Annotated in this window: 15 protein-coding genes and 1 pseudogene; 11 read left to right on the top strand and 5 right to left on the bottom strand. The window is 38.8% G+C overall.

The window, feature by feature from the left end:
* The first annotated feature begins 403 nt into the window (after positions 1–403).
* From ACU8V8_RS15055 to ACU8V8_RS15010, 10 genes are all read left to right on the top strand, one after another.
* The gene (locus ACU8V8_RS15055; protein WP_446888032.1) at positions 404–1,462 is read left to right on the top strand and encodes an OmpA family protein; all 1,059 of its coding nucleotides are present in this window, start codon (positions 404–406) and stop codon (positions 1,460–1,462) included.
* A gap of 459 nt (positions 1,463–1,921) precedes the next feature.
* Positions 1,922–4,519 carry a bifunctional aconitate hydratase 2/2-methylisocitrate dehydratase gene (gene acnB, locus ACU8V8_RS15050; protein ID WP_446888031.1) on the top strand — a complete coding sequence of 866 codons (2,598 nt, stop codon included), beginning with the start codon at positions 1,922–1,924 and terminating at the stop codon, positions 4,517–4,519.
* Between the two features lie 210 nt (positions 4,520–4,729).
* Positions 4,730–5,674 (top strand): autotransporter outer membrane beta-barrel domain-containing protein, encoded by a 945-nt coding sequence (locus ACU8V8_RS15045; RefSeq protein WP_446888030.1) that lies wholly within the window; start codon positions 4,730–4,732, stop codon positions 5,672–5,674.
* Entirely contained in the window at positions 5,674–6,672 is a 999-nt protein-coding gene (locus tag ACU8V8_RS15040) for a hypothetical protein (RefSeq protein WP_446888029.1), read from the top strand. Before ACU8V8_RS15045 ends, ACU8V8_RS15040 begins: the two co-directional genes overlap by 1 nt.
* 97 nt (positions 6,673–6,769) lie before the next feature.
* A complete protein-coding gene (locus ACU8V8_RS15035; RefSeq protein ID WP_446888028.1) occupies positions 6,770–7,765 on the top strand; it encodes a PKD domain-containing protein in 996 nt (331 codons plus the stop codon).
* Complete coding sequence (locus ACU8V8_RS15030) at positions 7,710–8,504, top strand: hypothetical protein (protein WP_446888027.1); 795 nt, start codon at positions 7,710–7,712, stop codon at positions 8,502–8,504. Before ACU8V8_RS15035 ends, ACU8V8_RS15030 begins: the two co-directional genes overlap by 56 nt.
* A gap of 59 nt (positions 8,505–8,563) precedes the next feature.
* A complete protein-coding gene (locus ACU8V8_RS15025; RefSeq protein WP_446888026.1) occupies positions 8,564–11,848 on the top strand; it encodes an InlB B-repeat-containing protein in 3,285 nt (1,094 codons plus the stop codon).
* Positions 11,849–11,859: 11 nt separating this feature from the next.
* On the top strand, positions 11,860–12,441 hold the full coding sequence (locus ACU8V8_RS15020; protein ID WP_446888025.1) for a hypothetical protein: 582 nt from the start codon (positions 11,860–11,862) through the stop codon (positions 12,439–12,441).
* A 213-nt stretch (positions 12,442–12,654) separates the two neighbouring features.
* Entirely contained in the window at positions 12,655–13,287 is a 633-nt protein-coding gene (locus ACU8V8_RS15015; protein WP_446888024.1) for a 2OG-Fe dioxygenase family protein, read from the top strand.
* A gap of 9 nt (positions 13,288–13,296) precedes the next feature.
* Entirely contained in the window at positions 13,297–14,529 is a 1,233-nt protein-coding gene (locus tag ACU8V8_RS15010) for a cysteine desulfurase-like protein (RefSeq protein WP_446888023.1), read from the top strand.
* 113 nt (positions 14,530–14,642) lie between these two features.
* Here the strand turns inward: ACU8V8_RS15010 and ACU8V8_RS15005 are convergent.
* A pseudogene (locus ACU8V8_RS15005) lies at positions 14,643–15,348 on the bottom strand (2OG-Fe(II) oxygenase).
* A 23-nt stretch (positions 15,349–15,371) separates the two neighbouring features.
* Between ACU8V8_RS15005 and ACU8V8_RS15000 the strand changes: the two are divergent.
* Positions 15,372–15,773 (top strand): acyl-CoA thioesterase, encoded by a 402-nt coding sequence (locus ACU8V8_RS15000; RefSeq protein WP_446888022.1) that lies wholly within the window; start codon positions 15,372–15,374, stop codon positions 15,771–15,773.
* Positions 15,774–15,854: 81 nt separating this feature from the next.
* Here the strand turns inward: ACU8V8_RS15000 and ACU8V8_RS14995 are convergent, their stop codons facing one another.
* The 4 genes from ACU8V8_RS14995 to ACU8V8_RS14980 all read right to left on the bottom strand — a co-directional run bounded on the left by ACU8V8_RS14995 (position 15,855) and on the right by ACU8V8_RS14980 (position 17,684).
* A complete protein-coding gene (locus ACU8V8_RS14995) occupies positions 15,855–16,103 on the bottom strand; it encodes a YdcH family protein (protein ID WP_446888021.1) in 249 nt (82 codons plus the stop codon).
* Positions 16,104–16,273: 170 nt separating this feature from the next.
* On the bottom strand, positions 16,274–16,465 hold the full coding sequence (locus tag ACU8V8_RS14990) for a hypothetical protein (protein ID WP_446888020.1): 192 nt from the start codon (positions 16,463–16,465) through the stop codon (positions 16,274–16,276).
* On the bottom strand, positions 16,462–17,361 hold the full coding sequence (locus ACU8V8_RS14985; protein WP_446888019.1) for a TraB/GumN family protein: 900 nt from the start codon (positions 17,359–17,361) through the stop codon (positions 16,462–16,464). Before ACU8V8_RS14985 ends, ACU8V8_RS14990 begins: the two co-directional genes overlap by 4 nt.
* A 38-nt stretch (positions 17,362–17,399) precedes the next feature.
* On the bottom strand, positions 17,400–17,684 hold the full coding sequence (locus ACU8V8_RS14980; protein ID WP_446888018.1) for a hypothetical protein: 285 nt from the start codon (positions 17,682–17,684) through the stop codon (positions 17,400–17,402).
* Positions 17,685–18,007 lie beyond the last annotated feature (323 nt).

The raw sequence follows: 18,007 nt of genomic DNA, 5'->3' as shown, positions 1-18,007 counted from the left end.
TTTTGATGGTGTTTTTTTACTGTGGGCTAGTTAATGACTGTTATTTATTAATTTTTTTGAAAAATAAATACGGTTTCTACTTGTTGATTTAAAATTAACCAATATAATGCCCTCATGGACTTTAAAGTTTGCATTACTTTAGTCGATAAATCGCTAATACTCTATGTAACTACTTTTTTTACGCATAGTAATTACAACATGCAATTACTATGCTGGTTAGATAAAGTTTTTTATCTAGTCTATACTAAATCAGCGATTTATTATTAAAACTGCTTTAATTGATAAAAATACAATTTAAGTGTTTTCGTTAAGTAATGATTAACAAATGATTTTGTACTCTGGTCAAACTTATTAAGCTAGGGTCACTTAGCTACAATTTAATTGTGAAAATGGGAAGGAAACAATGAAATTAAAATCACTTACTATTGCTATAGCACTAGCTGCAACTAGCGCTTCAAGTTTTGCAGCCGAAAAAGAAGGCTTCTTTATCGGTGCATTTGGTGACTATTACGACGCATCATGGGAAAATATCCGTGGTACTAATGGCATGAATGTTGATGATTCAACAGGTTGGGGTGCTGAATTAGGTTACCGTTTCAACGATTACTGGAGCGCACGTTTAGAATACGCTGATATGGATTTTGATATTTCGAGTTCAGATCCAGCTATGACTGCAACCAGCATGGACGGAGATCGTTTAGGTATTGATGGTCTTTACCATATTAACGGCGGTCCTTTTTATGGTCTTTTTGGTCTTAAGCAATTAGATGTTTCTGAAAATCTTACATTCGCTAATGTAGGTGCTGGTTACCAGCATTATTTCACAGACAACTTCGCGTTTAATGCTGAAGCAGCTTTATACCAAGGTCTTGATCGTGGTTACACCGATGTTGCTGGTAAATTAGGTCTTAGCTACATTTTTGGTAAGCAAGGTTCATCAGCACCGGTTGAAGCGGCGCCAACAGCTGCAGTAGTACCTGTAGCAGTAGCTCCGACTGATAGCGATAATGACAACATCCCTGATGCTGACGATCAATGTGCTAACACACCTATGACTGATGCTGTAGATGGCACTGGCTGTACATTATACGAAGATCGTGAAGTAACTAAGAGCTTACTAATTACTTTCCCTAACAATACTTCAAAAGTATCTGAACAATATTTAGATGATATTGATAAAGCAGTTGCTTTCTTAAATGAGCACCCAGGCACTGAAGTACTTCTTGAAGGTCATACTTCATCTGTAGGTAAAGCTGATTACAATAAATGGTTATCGAAAAAGCGTGCTGACGCTGTTGCAGCTCGTTTAATCGAAAATGGTATCGATAAAGAGCGCATCATCACTGTTGGTTTAGGTGAAGAGCGTCTTAAAAATGAAGCTAACACGGCTTCAGCTCATGCTGAAAACCGTCGTGTTGAAGCGCATGTAACTGTTATTGAACGTGTAAAAGTAAAGCGTTAATATATAGCAAAGTGTTAAAACCCAGCATATGCTGGGTTTTTTTATGCCTGAAAAGACTAAAGTTCATAACACATTGATTTTATGTAGCTGACTGCTATTTATGGTTATTATAATCGTTTCAAAAGAGCTGTAATAAAAAATCTACGCATTTATAGATATTAATAATGGATACGCTTTAGTTTTAAAGACTTAAAGTTAGTTACTAAAGGGCATTCTAACTTGATAATATGACGCTCACCAACTTTGCTTTCGCCAACATTACCCATTAATAAAATGAGTATTTAAATCACTTATCATTCAACGTATTTATACTGAGTATCATGATTTGCTTCGCAGCTTGAATTTTCATCTATACTTAAACGTTTTATAATTAACCATCATATCTAGGTACAAATTAGGTTTTATTTGCGTTTTTCGCACTATCTATCAGTTTTCTGACGTCACCAAGAGGGTAATATTGTGCTACATGAATATCGTAAACACGTAGAAGAGCGTGCCGCGTTAGGTATCGTACCTGCGCCATTAGATGCTCAGCAAACGGCTGATTTAATTGAGCTCATTAAAACTCCACCCGCAGGTGAAGAAGAGTTTATTCTCGATTTATTAATTAACCGTGTGCCACCGGGGGTTGATGATGCGGCTTATATTAAAGCTGGTTTTTTAGCAGCTATAGCGAAGGGGGAAGCATTTTCACCTTTAGTATCAAAAGAAAAAGCAGCTGAATTTCTCGGCACTATGTTAGGTGGTTACAATATTGAACCTATGGTAGAGCTTCTAGATGACGACTCTTTAGCTCCTATTGTAATGAAAGGTCTTTGCGGTACTTTATTGATGTTTGATGCTTTTTACGATGTTGAAGAGAAGGCAAAATCGGGTAACGTATTTGCAAAGCAAGTTATTGAATCTTGGGCTAACGCCCAGTGGTTCACTAATAAACCAGCAGTTGCAGATAAAATCTCAGTGACGGTATTTAAAGTAACGGGTGAAACGAATACTGATGATTTGTCACCAGCACCAGATGCATGGTCTCGTCCAGATATCCCACTGCATGCTTTAGCCATGCTAAAAATTGAGCGTGATGGTATTACACCAGATAAACCAGGTGGAGTTGGTCCAATTTCTCAACTTGAAGAATTAAAAACTAAGGGCTTACCACTTGCTTACGTAGGTGATGTTGTTGGTACTGGTTCTTCTCGTAAATCTGCAACTAACTCTGTGCTGTGGTTTATGGGTGATGATATCCCATTTGTACCAAACAAGCGTGTTGGTGGTGTCTGTTTAGGCAATAAGATTGCGCCAATCTTCTTTAATACTATGGAAGATTCGGGGGCATTACCCATTGAGTTAAATGTTGATAAACTTAACATGGGTGATCAAATCGATATCTATCCGTATGAAGGTGTTGTTAAGCGCCACGGTACCGATGAGGTTATCTCTACTTTTGAGCTTAAATCTGAAGTGATTTTAGATGAAGTTCGTGCGGGTGGTCGTATTCCATTGATCATTGGTCGTGGCTTAACTGATAAGGCACGTACTTCACTTGGTTTAGGTGCAACAGACGTATTTAAAGTACCAGCAGTAACTGAATTGTCTGATAAAGGCTTTACGCTTGCACAGAAAATGGTTGGTAAAGCATGTAACGTAGCGGGTATTCGCCCAGGTCAATACTGTGAGCCTAAAATGACCACTGTAGGTTCACAAGATACTACAGGTCCTATGACGCGTGATGAACTTAAGGATCTAGCCTGTTTAGGTTTTTCTGCAGATTTAACCATGCAGTCTTTCTGTCATACATCTGCTTACCCTAAACCAATTGATGTAAATACTCACCATACCTTGCCTGATTTCATTATGAATCGTGGCGGTGTATCACTCCGCCCAGGTGACGGTGTAATTCACTCTTGGCTAAATCGTATGCTATTACCCGATACAGTTGGTACGGGGGGGGATTCACACACTCGGTTCCCATTAGGTATTTCTTTCCCAGCAGGGTCTGGTGCGGTTGCTTTTGCAGCAGCAACCGGTGTTATGCCACTTGATATGCCTGAGTCTGTTTTGGTTCGTTTTAAAGGGGAAATGCAGCCAGGTATTACCCTTCGAGATCTTGTGCATGCAATCCCGCTTTACGGTATTAAACAAGGTTTATTAACGGTTGAAAAGAAAGGTAAGATCAATGAATTCTCTGGTCGTATCCTTGAAATTGAAGGAGTGGAACATTTAACGGTTGAGCAAGCGTTTGAGCTTTCAGATGCATCCGCAGAACGTTCAGCTGCTGGTTGCACTGTTAAGCTTTCTAAAGAGTCGATTGCTGAGTACTTAGAATCAAACATTGTAATGCTTAAATGGATGATCTCTGAAGGGTATGGCGATGTACGTACAATCGAACGTCGTATCACTGCAATGCAAGATTGGTTAGCAAATCAAGATCTGATGGAAGCTGATGCAGATGCAGAATATAAGCACGTACTAGAAATCGACTTGGCTGACATTAAAGAGCCAATTTTGTGTGCACCAAATGATCCTGATGATGCACGGCTATTATCAGATGTTACGGGTGAGAAAGTCGACGAAGTGTTCATTGGGTCATGTATGACTAATATTGGACACTTTCGTGCCGCAGGTAAGTTGCTTGATGGTTTTACAGGTCGTATACCTACTCAATTATGGGTTGCACCACCGACCAAAATGGATAAAGAACAACTGACGGCGGAAGGTTATTACGGTATTTTTGGCCGTGTTGGCGCACGTATAGAAACGCCGGGCTGTTCACTTTGTATGGGTAATCAAGCAAGGGTGGCAGATAGGGCAACTGTTGTATCTACCTCAACGCGTAACTTCCCCAACCGTTTGGGGAATGGCGCAAATGTATTCCTAGCATCAGCTGAGCTTGCTGCTGTAGCGGCTATTTTAGGCAAATTACCTACGCTAGCTGAATATCAAGAATATGCAGCTAAAATCAATGCGACAGCGGCAGATACGTATCGATATTTAAACTTCCATCGCATGCCAGCGTACACTCAAAAGGCCGATAATATCATTATTCAACAAGTCGTCTAGTTTCTTTTTAGTATCAAATTATTGCAAAAACCCGCTTTATGCGGGTTTTTATTAAGTTTTCATTCATTTTCGCTTGACGATGACTTCTGATCGTCTAAACTCTTTCGCATATAAAATTAACATATGTTATTTTTTGTTACCACGGACGGTACAGTGAGCATCTCACTCTTTCCTATTAAGGTGACTTTATAGCAGTGAGAAGGCGTCATAATGAAACTACCTTTACTAACAACAGTCCTATTTAGTGCATCAGTGTATGCAACCCCTAACCCCTCATTCAGTGAGGTTCGCATTGGCTTTGAAAATATTGGTTATAGTGAAACTTTAAACGATGTTGCTGGCTTTGGTCAGTTAAGCCAGTCTATCGATGTCACCAACCCGGCTATTAGACAAATTTCCTACACGGGTATTGATGATGATTGGGGATTTTATGTTGAAAGTGCTGCAACAATCTCTACAGATATAGCCACAGAGACATGGTATATGGGAGAGTTTGGAGCTATTCAAGAAAATGCATTTAAGATTAAAGCCAATGAAATTGGCTTTAAAGGTGCCTACAACTTTACCCAAGCACTTCAGTTCACCGTTGGCACCAAGTTTTTCACATCTAGCTTTACACGTTCTAACTTCTCATTTGTTCAACCTGGTGCAGAAAAATTTGACCAGGCACTAATAGCGATTTCAGATGATCCAAGTAGCCCTGCTCGCTTTACTTTACCGGGTATGGAAGGGGGGCAACCGGGTGAGCAACAAAACTATAATTCTCAACTCCGCCCTGTAATCTCAGTATCTGAAGATCAAATGGGTATTTTACTTACATTAGGTGCACGCTATGACAGCCGCCTTAAAGACAGCTTCAATAAATATAGTTGGTATATCGAAGGAGAGGTAAGCAGCCCAATGTATTCTGAAATTCAGAATACGCAATTTGAAACGACGACATTAACTGATAGTTTTAATGGATGGGGGGTATTAGGACGAATAGGAATGCGCTATCAAGTTATGCAACATATAGCAATCATTGCAGGTATCGATGCACAGTATAAGTCTCGAGATATTGTTACTGAAAACCTGGAGAATGGTCAACGCTTACGAGTTCCTGAGGTTGAATATAGCAATGTTTCATTTGCACTTGGCGGACAGTGGAGCTACTAATGAAAAAACTTGTATTAGCATCCATTATTATTAGCGCGAGTTTGACGGGGTGTAAAACTATCGAGTCAGTACAAAGTGACTTGGGGAACCTTACTTCAGGGTTGAGTGGTGAAGAAATCACTCCAGAACAATTACAGTTAGCCTATGAGAAGGCTGAACAAGCTTTTCAAGAAGCTCTTACAGCATATAATTTAATAGATTCGGAAGCACTCGCTGACTTCGACACAGAAAAAGTATATGAGGCTAAAGAAGTATGGCAAGTGCTTGAAAGTGAATTTGCTGAATTAAGACTATCGCCAGATCACGCCCTTGATAGTGCATCATTGTTTTCATCAGATACAGTAGCAGATGAAATTATGGAACAAAGTCAGCAGGTTATTACCTTGGTTGAAGGGGCTACAGTTTCAAAAGAGCGTATTACAGCAGTGCTTAAACCTGTTAGAGAAGAGTTTGCTGTATTGACTCAAATTGACGCAAAGATTCATTTTGAAAAACGCTATTCTACATTGGATGAGCAACACCAAGAACTAAAACAGTTACTCATTGATGGTAAAGAAGCACAAGTAGAGCAGTATGTACCTCAGCTTTTAGAGCAGCTAACAGCATTAGAAAAAGATGCCGTAGTGCAGTTTTATTTCTCTGAGCATATTAACAAAATTTATAAATTAGCTAATTCAGATAAAGCTAGCGTCTTTCCAATAGTGTACGAAGAGGTAAAAACTCAACTAAGGCGTGGACAAACGTATGCACATCAACATAACCGAGAATATGACGGCATAAAGTTAGAAGCCGATCGCGTTGCTCATCAAATTGCTCGTATTAATAGTTTGTATGGTGAGTATGCAAACTTAAAAACAGCGTTAGATGAGAAAGAAATTGAGAATGAGCTGCTTAAATTTGAAAGCGAATTAGCTGAACTTACAGAGAAAGTAGGGTTAGGAGATTTAAGAAATCTAACGTTTTCAGAACAATTGAACAAGGTCAAAGAAAAGTTGTAACAATAAAATACACACAAGCCATAGCACAGCTATGGCTTTTTTATTTCTAATGAGCGAAATAATATACAGAACTTTATCCATTTCAGAGGGGAATCGAATGGATTTTTGCAACAGCAAACTACGCATTGGTTTATTTACGAGTGCACTACTTTTAACTGGCTGTGGAGGCGGTAGTGATGACAGTGGAGGGACAACACCAGTTACACCAGTCGATCCAACAAATCAAAGCCCAACTATTAGTTTAGTCGCTCCCATTGAAGCGATAGAGCAAGAAGCATTTACACTCACAGCTGATGCAACTGATAACGATGGTAGCATTGCATCTTATAGCTGGAGTCATGATGCTGGTATCGAGTTGACCAGTGATAGCCTGTCAGCAGCCAATGCGACATTTACTTCCCCTGATATAACAGAAGATATAACAGTTAATTTTACTGTTACAGTAACCGATGACAAAGGTGCTACGGCTGCAAAAACACAAGAAATAGTTATAAAGCGCAAAGTGTCGAATGTGACTATTACAGGCCTGGTTACCGATGAACCTATTGCCAATGCAGTGCTTGAAATTGTTGTTGGAGATGAATCTTTTCCTACTCAAGCGGATGCAAGTGGACGCTACAATATATTGCTAGATATAGATGAATCATCAAGCAAAAAGTTGGTAAGAGTTAAGGCCAAAGGTTTAGATGCTTCAAACCCTGGTGTTGAATTTGTTTCTCAATTAAGTTCTGTAGAAAAGCTTTTAGCACAAGCTGGCGATGATAATACGCTTGATAGCACGGATAACTTTGGCGTAAACATTACTAATGTTACTACGGCTGAATATGCATTGTTAACTCGTGGCGGTGTTGAACCAAGTAATGAAGAAGAACTTGATACTGCACTGCTGAACGTTGATGCCGATGAAAAAATTCAATTAGCGACATTAATCAAAATTGTAGTTGATAACCCAGATTACCAATTACCTGAAGGTGTTAATAGTACCCTAGAGTTGGTTGCAGATGAAGCTGTTGCACAAAAATTTGAAGATGAAGTTAATGCAAAAGACCCTGAAATTATCGAAAAAAACCAAAGAAGAAATCAAGCAAGATGATGACTTAGTAACAGGTTCTAAAACCTCACTCGTGGGTGATTACATTATTAATTCACCTCGCTATCACAACAGCCGTGCTTATCATTTGCTATTAAATGAAGATAACAGCGGTACTTTTAATTCGATTACACAAAGTGAATTAACTTGGGAAAGTGTAGATGGTGTTATTAAGTTAAGTTTCGAAAATCCGGTAGTAAATAGTGAATACACAAATACAGAGGAGAATACGAGTAATACCATTTTCCTTAACAGTTTAAGTTTTGAGGTATTAGCTGAAAATGATGTATTTAGAACCCTTGATATTACAGAGACTACATCACGTAAAACAGTTAACACTGTAACAGGTGAAGAAACACTGACGCCAGAAGAGCCTTATACTTATACGTCAAACTTAATTAATAAGGCAAAAACACTAGCACTGGCTGAGGATGATTTAATCGGAACTTGGGTTTTAGATACCGTGAACTCAGGCTTTCATGCAGACGACCCTGAAACTATTATTTTTAATAACGATGGGACTGGTGAAGTAGTCACTGATAATAATGAGCCGTTCACTTGGTCACTATCAGGCACTAAGTTGTCAGTTATGTATGACAATGATGGGGAAGTTGGAGTAACAGACTTTTGGTTTACAAAAGCACTTAGAGCTGGCTACCAATTAGTTACTCTAGATGCAAACTCAGATGAAGCCGCTAACTCTACGGCGGGATTGTTGATCAAAAAGAGCCTGTCTCATTAACAAATGAAGACTTCATAGGTCGTTGGCATGGCTATATTGGTACCGCTCAATCATTTGATATGAATGTTCATCCTGACGGCACTGTTATGATTGGGATGGGGAGTACCGTTTACCAAGGCGAGATTGATGGCGGCGAATTTACTCGCAAACTTTATCTTTATAATAATAATGAAGTTTCTAGTTGTGCAGGGTTTGATACTAGTTGTTACTTGTATGCACAAATGCGTCATGAGTTCTTGAATATAAAAGATGATCATTACTATGTTTTAAGAACATTTGAACATTTTGATTCAGAAGGTGAGGTTACATCGAGTATTGAAAGTGTTTTAGTATATCAATATAGTAAAAGTTTTGATTATACTGAATTTACAGAGGAACTGCTGAGTCAATGGACTGAGTTATATAGAGAAAATGGTGGAACTGATTTCTTGTATCCTACGAGTGAAGGATACACATTAGAGCTAAATGGAGAGCAATTTACAGGCTTAACTTTTGTTGATGGAGTATTGAGCTATGAAGTTGATGGCATAACATGGTTTCTAGAACTTGTTTCAGCTGATGAGAATGAGATTATTGTTTGTCATTACCAGCAAGGTACTGAGTGTTCAGCTGCAACACTGATTAGCTACTTAGCTAAGCGCCCTAAAGTAACCCTGACTGCAAATTCGAACGGTAATGGAGAATTATCACCGGTAATTCAAGAGTCATTTATTTATCAAAATGTAGGCTTTGAAATAATTCCAGCAGATGGTTATGTTGTAGATTCTATCGAAGGCTGTGAAGGCTATATTGAAGGCGAGCATTATATCGCGTTTGCTAGTAATGTAGATTGCGAAATTAATGCTACGTTTAAAGAGCAGCAAGAGTCGATTGGTTCCTTCATAATTGGGAACCAAGATCTCTATTATGCAAGTGCTTATACAGTAGAGTTGCTTGAAGATAATACTGGCTCTTTAACTTACAACGGTAAAGTTGATATAACGTGGAGTCGAAGTGCTGAGGGGGTTATAGAGATTACTCCTTTAAGTGATTTTGTTTTACAAGAATATGAAAGCTACTCTAATAGCACAGGGATGAATGTTGCGACTAAAGATATTGCAACAAAACTGACTTTAACTCCACTCCCTGAGAAAGGCAGTAATTGGTTTGAATTAGCGCGAGACATTGAGCAATTCCAAGATGATGTGCTTGTTGACGAATATACAAGTTCATATGAGGTGAACAAAACAAATCTAGACCAACGTTTAGTCATTAACGACGATGATATTGTAGGTGAATGGTCTGTTGACCTTGTAGGTGAGGATACTGTTTATAAAGTAACTTTTAGTGACGATGGTACTGGTGTATCCCACAATATCAGCGATTTATCTGATGAGAGTTTTACTTGGCAAGTAACCGATAACACTATGGTGCTTAACTTTCCTGAGGATGGCGGAACAGAGTCACTTTATATCACTAAAGATCTAAACGTCGGTTATCAGGTGGTTACTCAAGGTGTGTTTGAAGGTGAGCATTATACAGACTCGGGCATCATGGTACGCCGTAATCAGCAAGCTATTACGGCAGATAATTTTGCTGGTCGCCATCAATTTAGAGATGGTCATGGCATTGATACTCATTGGTCTGAAATTCAAGTTTATGATGATGGCGAGATTTTCTTTACCTTTGGAACAAGCGCTTATCAAAGAGGATTTGAAGATGGTCATTTAAAGCGTGACCTATATACTGAGTATGTTGATGGTCGTTCACAAAGAGTTGATTGGTGTGATGTCACTTTAGATAGCTGCACTCTTGATGGGGAATTTATATATACCTTAGTTGCTGTTGATGGTCAGCGCTATTTTATAGAGCGCACCTTGGGAGATGGTTCCTTTGATGAAGGCACTACAGCACACCTATATATCCATGATTACAGTCCTTCAACAAAGGTCGACCAATTTAATGAGTATGATTTAGGCTATATTAGCCTCTATCAAAATGATAGCAATGGTATTGCTCGCTGGTATTTAACTTATGGTGATTACGACGAAGCGCAAGATAAACAATATTATACTTTCCAAATTGATGATACTGAGCCTGTAAATGTTACGCTCTTTGATGGCAAGCTTGAGTTAATACTTGATGGCCAAGATACCGTCATAGAGCTTATGGATAACAATCGTCGTGATGTTACCTTCTGTAAATACTTAAAGGGTAATACTTGCCAGCCCGGTGATGAAGTGTATTTATCATTTGATGCGCCAGAGCACACGATAACAGTAAATAGCGATGGGAATGGCTCATTAGCTGTAGGAGATGATAGTAATGTTGTTCATGGCTCAAATTGGTCGACATCTATTAATCCAAACTCAGGTTATGAGCTTGATGAGATTTCTGGTTGTGATGGCTATGAAGATGGCAGTGATTATAGAATCCCTTATGTGAAAGAAAGCTGCCAAATCGATGTAACCTTTAAAGAGTTTATCCCGTTATCTGCTCAGGCGAATATTACAGATCCTGCACTGGCAATGTGTGTTGATAGCTCTGATCAAACTAGCTTAGAGGATGTGACAGAGTTACGTTGTCACAATCAGTATAATGGTGAGATCACTTCTTTATCAGGTCTTGAGGTTTTACCTAACTTACAAGTGCTAGAACTGGAGAATATCAATGTTGGCACAGATCTGGATTTAAGTAGCCTAGAGGGGTTAACTGAGTTTTCTATCGGTTATAATATTGACTCTGAGCAGCAAGCACAAATTGAAAATGTTACGTTTTACGATCCTAGTTTAATTACTCGCTTAGAGCTGAGGAATCAACATATTGTAACTATTGATTTATCTGCTTATACGTCGCTTCAATATTTGAGCTTATTTTATACTCCGTTGATTCAGATCGACTTATCAAATCAAACGCAGTTAGTGAATTTAGACTTACAAGGGACAGTGTTAAGTCAGTTAGACCTAACGTTCAATACTCAGTTAGAGTCTTTAAGGCTTAATAGCGGTAACTTAACTGAGCTTAATATTGGTCATTTAACAGAGTTAAGGGATGCATATTTGTGGGATCAAGGAAATGTAACTGAACTTGATATCACTAATTTACAAAAACTTACCTGGTTGAGAATTGGTCGTATGGGTATAAGCTCAATTGATTTGAGTAACCAGACTGAACTTGTAAGTTTAGATATTAGAGAAACCTTAATTAACAATTTAGACTTTTCAAAATTGGACTCGCTTGCATCTATTAATGTAAGGGGAGTTGAAGAGTCTCTGGTGCCTTGGGATCAACTTTACCTTGTTTCTAGCATTAGTATGGGGGGCAAAGTTATAGCAGTTTTAACTTCTCACCGTTTACCAACTTAACCTATCTTTCTGTGGTTGATTCTAGCATTACTGAGTTTGCAACAATTGCTAATCCTCAACAATTACAGACGTTAAGTATCAGGGGGAATAGTGCGTTAACCCAGTTAGATATAAGCGCAATGACATCATTACAGGATCTTATCTTAGTAAGTACAGCCGTAACAAATCTGGACTTTTCTAATAACGCTAATTTGCAAAGGGCTGGTGTTATAGATAATCCACTGCATACAGTGGTTGGGGTTGAAGCTATTACTTCTAATAGCGCAGTGTTGTCCTTTGAAAATAATCCGCTAAGCAGTGGTACTGTTAGTTATTTAGATGATTTACGTGATAACCAAGGTTATTACTATATTTCGTATTCAGTAAGCTACAGCGTTACAGTGAATGTAATTGGTAACGGTAGTGTTAGTGAATCTAGCTTTCTATTATCAGATGGTGCAAGCCGCGGGATAAATTTATACCCAGATAGTGGTTATGAAGTTGCAAGCGTAACAGGCTGTAATGGTACTTGGGACTCAACTGACTATTATGAGGTAGGTCCAATCACAGAGTCGTGCGAAGTAAATGTTGAGTTTGTAGAGACAACACCATAAGTTTATTGAATACCTTTTGTAGTTGATAAAACGGCCACTCCATGTGGCCGTTTTAATTTTTAAATTAAAAATTCAATAAAACACGATTTTAGATCTTAATTTTGTACATTTACTTGCCTTAAACTAAATAAAGACGCAAAAATTCCTCTCCACTTGCATTAAAATCCTCTTCAATAATTATGAGTAAGTCTCTTATTTTTTAGGTGATCTTTTATGACAGCATTAAACAACCAGAACCTATTACAACTTCGTTTTGTAAACCAAGCTCATATCGAGGCAGTAAAACCGTCATTTGCCAATCTTCCTGCTAATCCGTACGCCGATGGTGCGTTTCGTAAACGCCGCTATTCAGTCATTAAAGTGCAAGATGGTGAATTAAAACTACAAGCCACTAAAGCCTTTGTACAAGATGATTCAATTAATACTTTTCAAGGCAATGTTGAGCGTACTTATGAGAACTTAGAGTCAAGCTTACTGCAAAGTGAAGGCATGAAAAGTATCGTTAATGAGTTTCGTGCAATTACAGGGATAGATGAAGAGCGTGATATTGAGATTCATCAATTTAGAATGCTCGCAATTGATAGCGATACGCCTCCGGCACCAGAAGGGATTCACCAAGATGGCTTTGATCACGTGTGTATATGCGGTGTATCTCACGAGAATTTAGAAGGTGGTGAGCTTTTAGTATATGAAAACAAACAAGCTGAGCCCTGTTTTAAGATGGAAATTAAAGACGGTATGTTTGCGCTTATCAATGATCGTGAAGTATGGCATAACGCCACACCGATGAACAAAATTGATGCAAGTAAAGACGGTTACCTAGACTGCTTTGTATTAACTGCTTAAGGATTGATAATGAACTTAACAAAATTACGTCGTCAATTCCCGGCATTAATGCAACAAGTGGCGGGTAAGTCACCAATATTTTTAGATGGCCCGGGTGGCTCGCAAGTACCTCAAACAGTGCTTAGTGCGATGTCAGCCTATTTAGGTTATTACAACTCCAACTTGGGTGGAGCGTTTTTCTCAAGCGATAAAACAGTTGAGCTAATGGCAAATGCACGCCAAGCGGCAGCTGATTTACTCAATGCCCCGTCGCGCGATCAAATTGTATTTGGCGCGAATATGACCAGCTTAACGTTTAGTTTTAGCCGTGCTATTTCTCGTGATTGGCAAGCGGGTGATGAGATCATTGTGACTAATGCAGATCACTTCTCAAACGTTTCGTCTTGGCAGCAAGCCGCAGAAGATAAAGGCGTTAAAGTCAATGCTGCGCTTATCAACGAGGCTGATTGCAGTTTAGATTTAGCACATCTTGCTAGCTTACTAAATAGCAATACTAAGCTTGTTGCAGTGACTTATGCGTCAAACACCACAGGGTCTATTAACGATATTCAACGTATTGTGGCGATGGCTCATGAAGTGGGTGCTCTCGTTTATGTTGACGCAGTGCATTATGCACCTCATGAACTGGTGGATGTACAAGCGCTAGATTGTGACTTTTTAGCCTGCTCTGCTTATAAATTTTTTGGCCCTCACTTAGGCGTGGTTTACGGTAAACGTGAACACCTTGAAGGGTTTACGCCTTACAAGGTTGAACCTGCGAAAGATGTGATTCCAGGACGCTGGGAAACCGGTACGCAAAGCTTTGAGGCATTAGCTGGGCTTATCGCTGCAGTGGATTATATCGCAGATATTAGTGAGCTTGATGATAGCCACTCACGCCGTGAAAAATTAGCTTCGTCTTTTGCTAAAACGAAACAGCATGAAATGGCACTAAGTGAGTACTTCCTTACGCGTTTAGTTAACTATCCTAAAATTAAGCTATTTGGTATTGATGACTTGGCGCGTTTATCAGAGCGTACTCCTACCTTTGCTTTAACCTTTGAAGGGCTTGAGCCGCGCCAGGTCTCTGAGTTTTTAGGTAAACAGCATATCTGTGTTTGGGATGGTAACTTTTACGCACAAGGTTTATGCAAGCAATTGGGTGTATTGGATACTGGCGGCGTTGTACGCATTGGTTGTATGCACTACAACACTACCGAAGAGCTCGATCAGTTATTCGATTTGTTTGATGAACTGATTTGAAGCCGTCAGCTTTGTGTTTAATGCAAATACTTGACAGTGGTCAGCAGCTAATAAATTTTTTGACCGCTGACCGCTGACCGCTGACCGCTGACCGCTGACCGCTGACCGCTCGCTTAGCTCTGCGGAGTCCCGTATATTTGCTCTGCACGGTTAAACATCACCCATGAAGTCAAAATATACTTATTGTTAGAGGTGGGCTTGTTGCCACGGTGAGTATGGGTAAAATAGCCCGGAGCAATGACCATGGTACCTTTTTTTGGTGAAATTTTACGTTGTTGATAGTAAAACTCAGTCTCGCCACCTTCTTCAACATCGTTCAGGTAAAACATAAAGAGTAACACTCGGTGCAGCGCTTCGTTATGCCCAGCCTGTGGGTAAACCTCACTATGCCAATAAGGGTAGCCGCCTTTGTTTGTCTCGTATTTTTGCGCTTGAATATTGCCCAGGCGAAAAATCTGCTGCACTAATAAAGGCAGTTGAGGTTTGCCAATTTCATCAAAGTTAGCTTGCGTTAAATCGGTCGGCACGCCTGTTTTTGGGTGATACACCTTTAGTCCAAATGCACCTATCATCATGAAAATATGTTCTTCAAGGTATTTAAATACATAGCCTGCAGTGGTCTGCTGAATGTATTTTAGTTGTTCTGAATATTCAGGATAATTATATAAATGTAGATCTTGGCTGTCTTTTTTTAGCTAAATCTACACCGCCTGAAGTCATACCTTGTTTTAGATGCGGGCTTTGTTCAAAGAGCGTGATAAAGTTATCACAAAATTCATTGCTTAGGGCGTTATCGTAAACGCGAATAAAGTCCGTCATGAGCTGCCTTTATTGGAATTATTATGTTTATAGAAAAAATTACACCGCGCTTTAGCGAAACCGATGTACTAGGACACATTAACAATACCGTACTCCCTGTGTGGTTTGAAGCGGCTAGAGCACCTATTTTTAGATTTTTTACCCCTGACTTAAATCCACATGAGTGGAAATTGATCATCGCCAAAGTAGAAGTAAACTTTGTTGGTGAGCTTTTTTATGGCCATGATGTTGAAGTGAAAACTGTGGTAGAACATATTGGTTCTAGCTCTTTTATTATCCGCCAAGAGGCTTATCAGCAAGGTAATCTTTGTGCACTAGGTAAAACAGTATTAGTACGTTATGACTTTAAAGCGAAAACAAAAAAGGCGTTATCTAGTGAGGAAATATCAGCACTTAATGAGCACCTAATTACTGATCAAAAGTAGCAACTACAAGTTTTTATTTTGGCATTTGTAAAACAACGTCAGAAAAATAGTTTAGAGCCCACATTGGTGGGCTAGAATGGGTTAAGAGGCGTGAGCGCTCATTAACTCTTGATGTAGCCAATCTTTTAATTCGGCACGTTCAACTTTCATTTGGTGCATTGATTGATCATCAATTGGTGCATCTTGAAGTTCTAATACACGCACTTCTTTATCAATGGCATCATATTGCTTAGCCTTTGTTGAAAACTCAGTACTTTCACTGTTTAGTGTAGCAATCGTATTCAGATATTCAGGAAACTCTTTAGTTAATGAATGGTCTTCGCCTAACATAGGTTGCTCCTTTAGGTTGAATGCAGGTAATGTAGAGAGTATTAACCCTACATAATAGAGCTTGGGCTATTTAATAATAAATCAACAGTATGATACTTATTTACTTGAAGGTAAGTGAATTAAAATAGTATGCCAAAGGAGGCTCACTTTAGCATACTGCTCAGCAGCTTCTAATTATCATCATAGATGTTGATGACACTACCAATAGTACATTGCTCGAAACTATGTTCAGAGCTCAGTATAATATCTGTTTGTGTTTGTTCAATTACAGATGCTGCATAGCTTGGCATGACTACACTGGCTAACATTAAGCAGGTAAATGCACATAACAAGCTGATGGCTTGTTTGTCAGTTTTATTCATTGCACTTCACCTCGTTGCTTAATTTGCGTAACGCTATAACCTTGCTCTGTGAGTAGAGTTAAAAGGTTATGCTCACCAGCTAAGTGAGCTGCGCCTACAAGTAAGAGCTCTTTTTGTTGATTACCAAACAATGCCTCTACTTTTGGTAGCCAATTGTAATTCCGCTGCTTTAGTAATTTATTAAATGTATCAGGGTCATTTTTTTGTAATGGCTGTACAACAAGTTTATTTAATTGTTCTGTATTACCACTACGCCATGCTGTTGTCATTGAGGAGAATAACTCTGCATAATCACTTAGTTGTGCCAAGTTATTTTCAATAAATTGATCTTCACTATCCTCACCCATTTGCTTAAATAATTGCAGTTGATAGTCTAAAGTTTCAAGGTAAGCCATTGTTTTATCATCGCTATGTGCTCGTTTTATAAAGTAAGCATCAACACCTTCACCAATTAAATGCTGTTTTTGCAGCTCCATCGACATTAAAATAACGCTGATCATAAAAGGCTTAAAATGGTTCAGTTCATTTAAATTAACCTCGAACTCAGACAGCTTAGTCTCCAACTGCTGCTTTACATGGGGCGTTAATTTGTTCGCCAAAAGCTCACCGTTTTCATAAGATAAGGCTTTTAGCATGTTCATTTGCGCTTGGGTATCTGTTGGATCAGGCATTGGCGCTTCAACGACTAGAGTATCTGTATGGCTATACGCATATTCAAACTCTGTTGGTAATGGCATTTGATTTTTTGGTAAAATATGTAGGGTGCCACCAATATAAATACTATCTCCACCTTTACTTACTTGCCACACCGAGGTTTGCGCTACGCTGCTTAAACTTAGTAAAGAGCAGCCTATAATCAGTCCTTTTGTCAGTATGTTTTTGCGTAAATTAACCATGGTTTCCCTCACTCCTTTATTCGGTTCTTAATAATGATTTAAAACAAGTTCGCTATTTTTGCTGAAATTTGCTGGTTAATTTGTTTAATCGAGCTTTCTATTTGCTCATTTATTGCAGCATTCATTTGGTTGAGTTGATTTTGTACTGTGTTAGCCAAATCATCAGCAACAGTTGTTTTTACTTCGGTGATTTGCACGGCTGTCGGGGCTAATTTAACTAAGGTTGTATCTTGCTCATTGGCCATGCTGCTTGCACTAAAAAAGGCTGACACGAATACGCCAATTACAAGTAATTTGTTTGCAGAATTAGTTAGGTTTTTCATAATATTATTCCTTCAGTTCTTAATTTACCGCTGTCATGATTAATAACGAGCGGTGTTATTAAGAGTGCAATAGCTACACTCTCTGGTATCGATGAGTGAATATTAGAGTTGTGCAGCTGAAAAGTCGCTTATCTAGACGTTAGCAATTTACTTATAAGGTTTTGTTTTGTTTTTTAATTTAAAATCAAGTTGTTAACGTTAAACCTTATGAGGGTTATAAGGTTTTAAAGGTGAGTTCTAGTCTGTTTTTTTGTTTTTAATGGCGTTTGATTCGATATTTCGCCGATTGTTGGTTGTGTTGAGGTGGTTTGGGTATAAAATGC

The organism is Pseudoalteromonas sp. SaAl2, from assembly GCF_052947895.1.
The sequence above is the reverse complement of the archived record's forward strand: the minus strand, read 5'-3'. Positions and strand labels throughout refer to the sequence as shown.

What these genes read in the sequence shown, in the direction of transcription:
- ACU8V8_RS15040 (WP_446888029.1), top strand. Translation starts at nt 5,674, where the DNA reads ATGAAAAAACTTGTATTAGCATCCATTATTATTAGCGCGAGTTTGACG.
- ACU8V8_RS15055 (WP_446888032.1), top strand. Translation starts at nt 404, where the DNA reads ATGAAATTAAAATCACTTACTATTGCTATAGCACTAGCTGCAACTAGC.
- ACU8V8_RS15010 (WP_446888023.1), top strand. Translation starts at nt 13,297, where the DNA reads ATGAACTTAACAAAATTACGTCGTCAATTCCCGGCATTAATGCAACAA.
- ACU8V8_RS15045 (WP_446888030.1), top strand. Translation starts at nt 4,730, where the DNA reads ATGAAACTACCTTTACTAACAACAGTCCTATTTAGTGCATCAGTGTAT.
- ACU8V8_RS14995 (WP_446888021.1), bottom strand. Translation starts at nt 16,103, where the DNA reads ATGTTAGGCGAAGACCATTCATTAACTAAAGAGTTTCCTGAATATCTG.
- ACU8V8_RS14980 (WP_446888018.1), bottom strand. Translation starts at nt 17,684, where the DNA reads ATGAAAAACCTAACTAATTCTGCAAACAAATTACTTGTAATTGGCGTA.
- ACU8V8_RS14990 (WP_446888020.1), bottom strand. Translation starts at nt 16,465, where the DNA reads ATGAATAAAACTGACAAACAAGCCATCAGCTTGTTATGTGCATTTACC.
- ACU8V8_RS15000 (WP_446888022.1), top strand. Translation starts at nt 15,372, where the DNA reads ATGTTTATAGAAAAAATTACACCGCGCTTTAGCGAAACCGATGTACTA.
- ACU8V8_RS15025 (WP_446888026.1), top strand. Translation starts at nt 8,564, where the DNA reads ATGAATGTTCATCCTGACGGCACTGTTATGATTGGGATGGGGAGTACC.
- ACU8V8_RS15015 (WP_446888024.1), top strand. Translation starts at nt 12,655, where the DNA reads ATGACAGCATTAAACAACCAGAACCTATTACAACTTCGTTTTGTAAAC.
- ACU8V8_RS15030 (WP_446888027.1), top strand. Translation starts at nt 7,710, where the DNA reads ATGCAAAAGACCCTGAAATTATCGAAAAAAACCAAAGAAGAAATCAAG.
- ACU8V8_RS15035 (WP_446888028.1), top strand. Translation starts at nt 6,770, where the DNA reads ATGGATTTTTGCAACAGCAAACTACGCATTGGTTTATTTACGAGTGCA.
- ACU8V8_RS14985 (WP_446888019.1), bottom strand. Translation starts at nt 17,361, where the DNA reads ATGGTTAATTTACGCAAAAACATACTGACAAAAGGACTGATTATAGGC.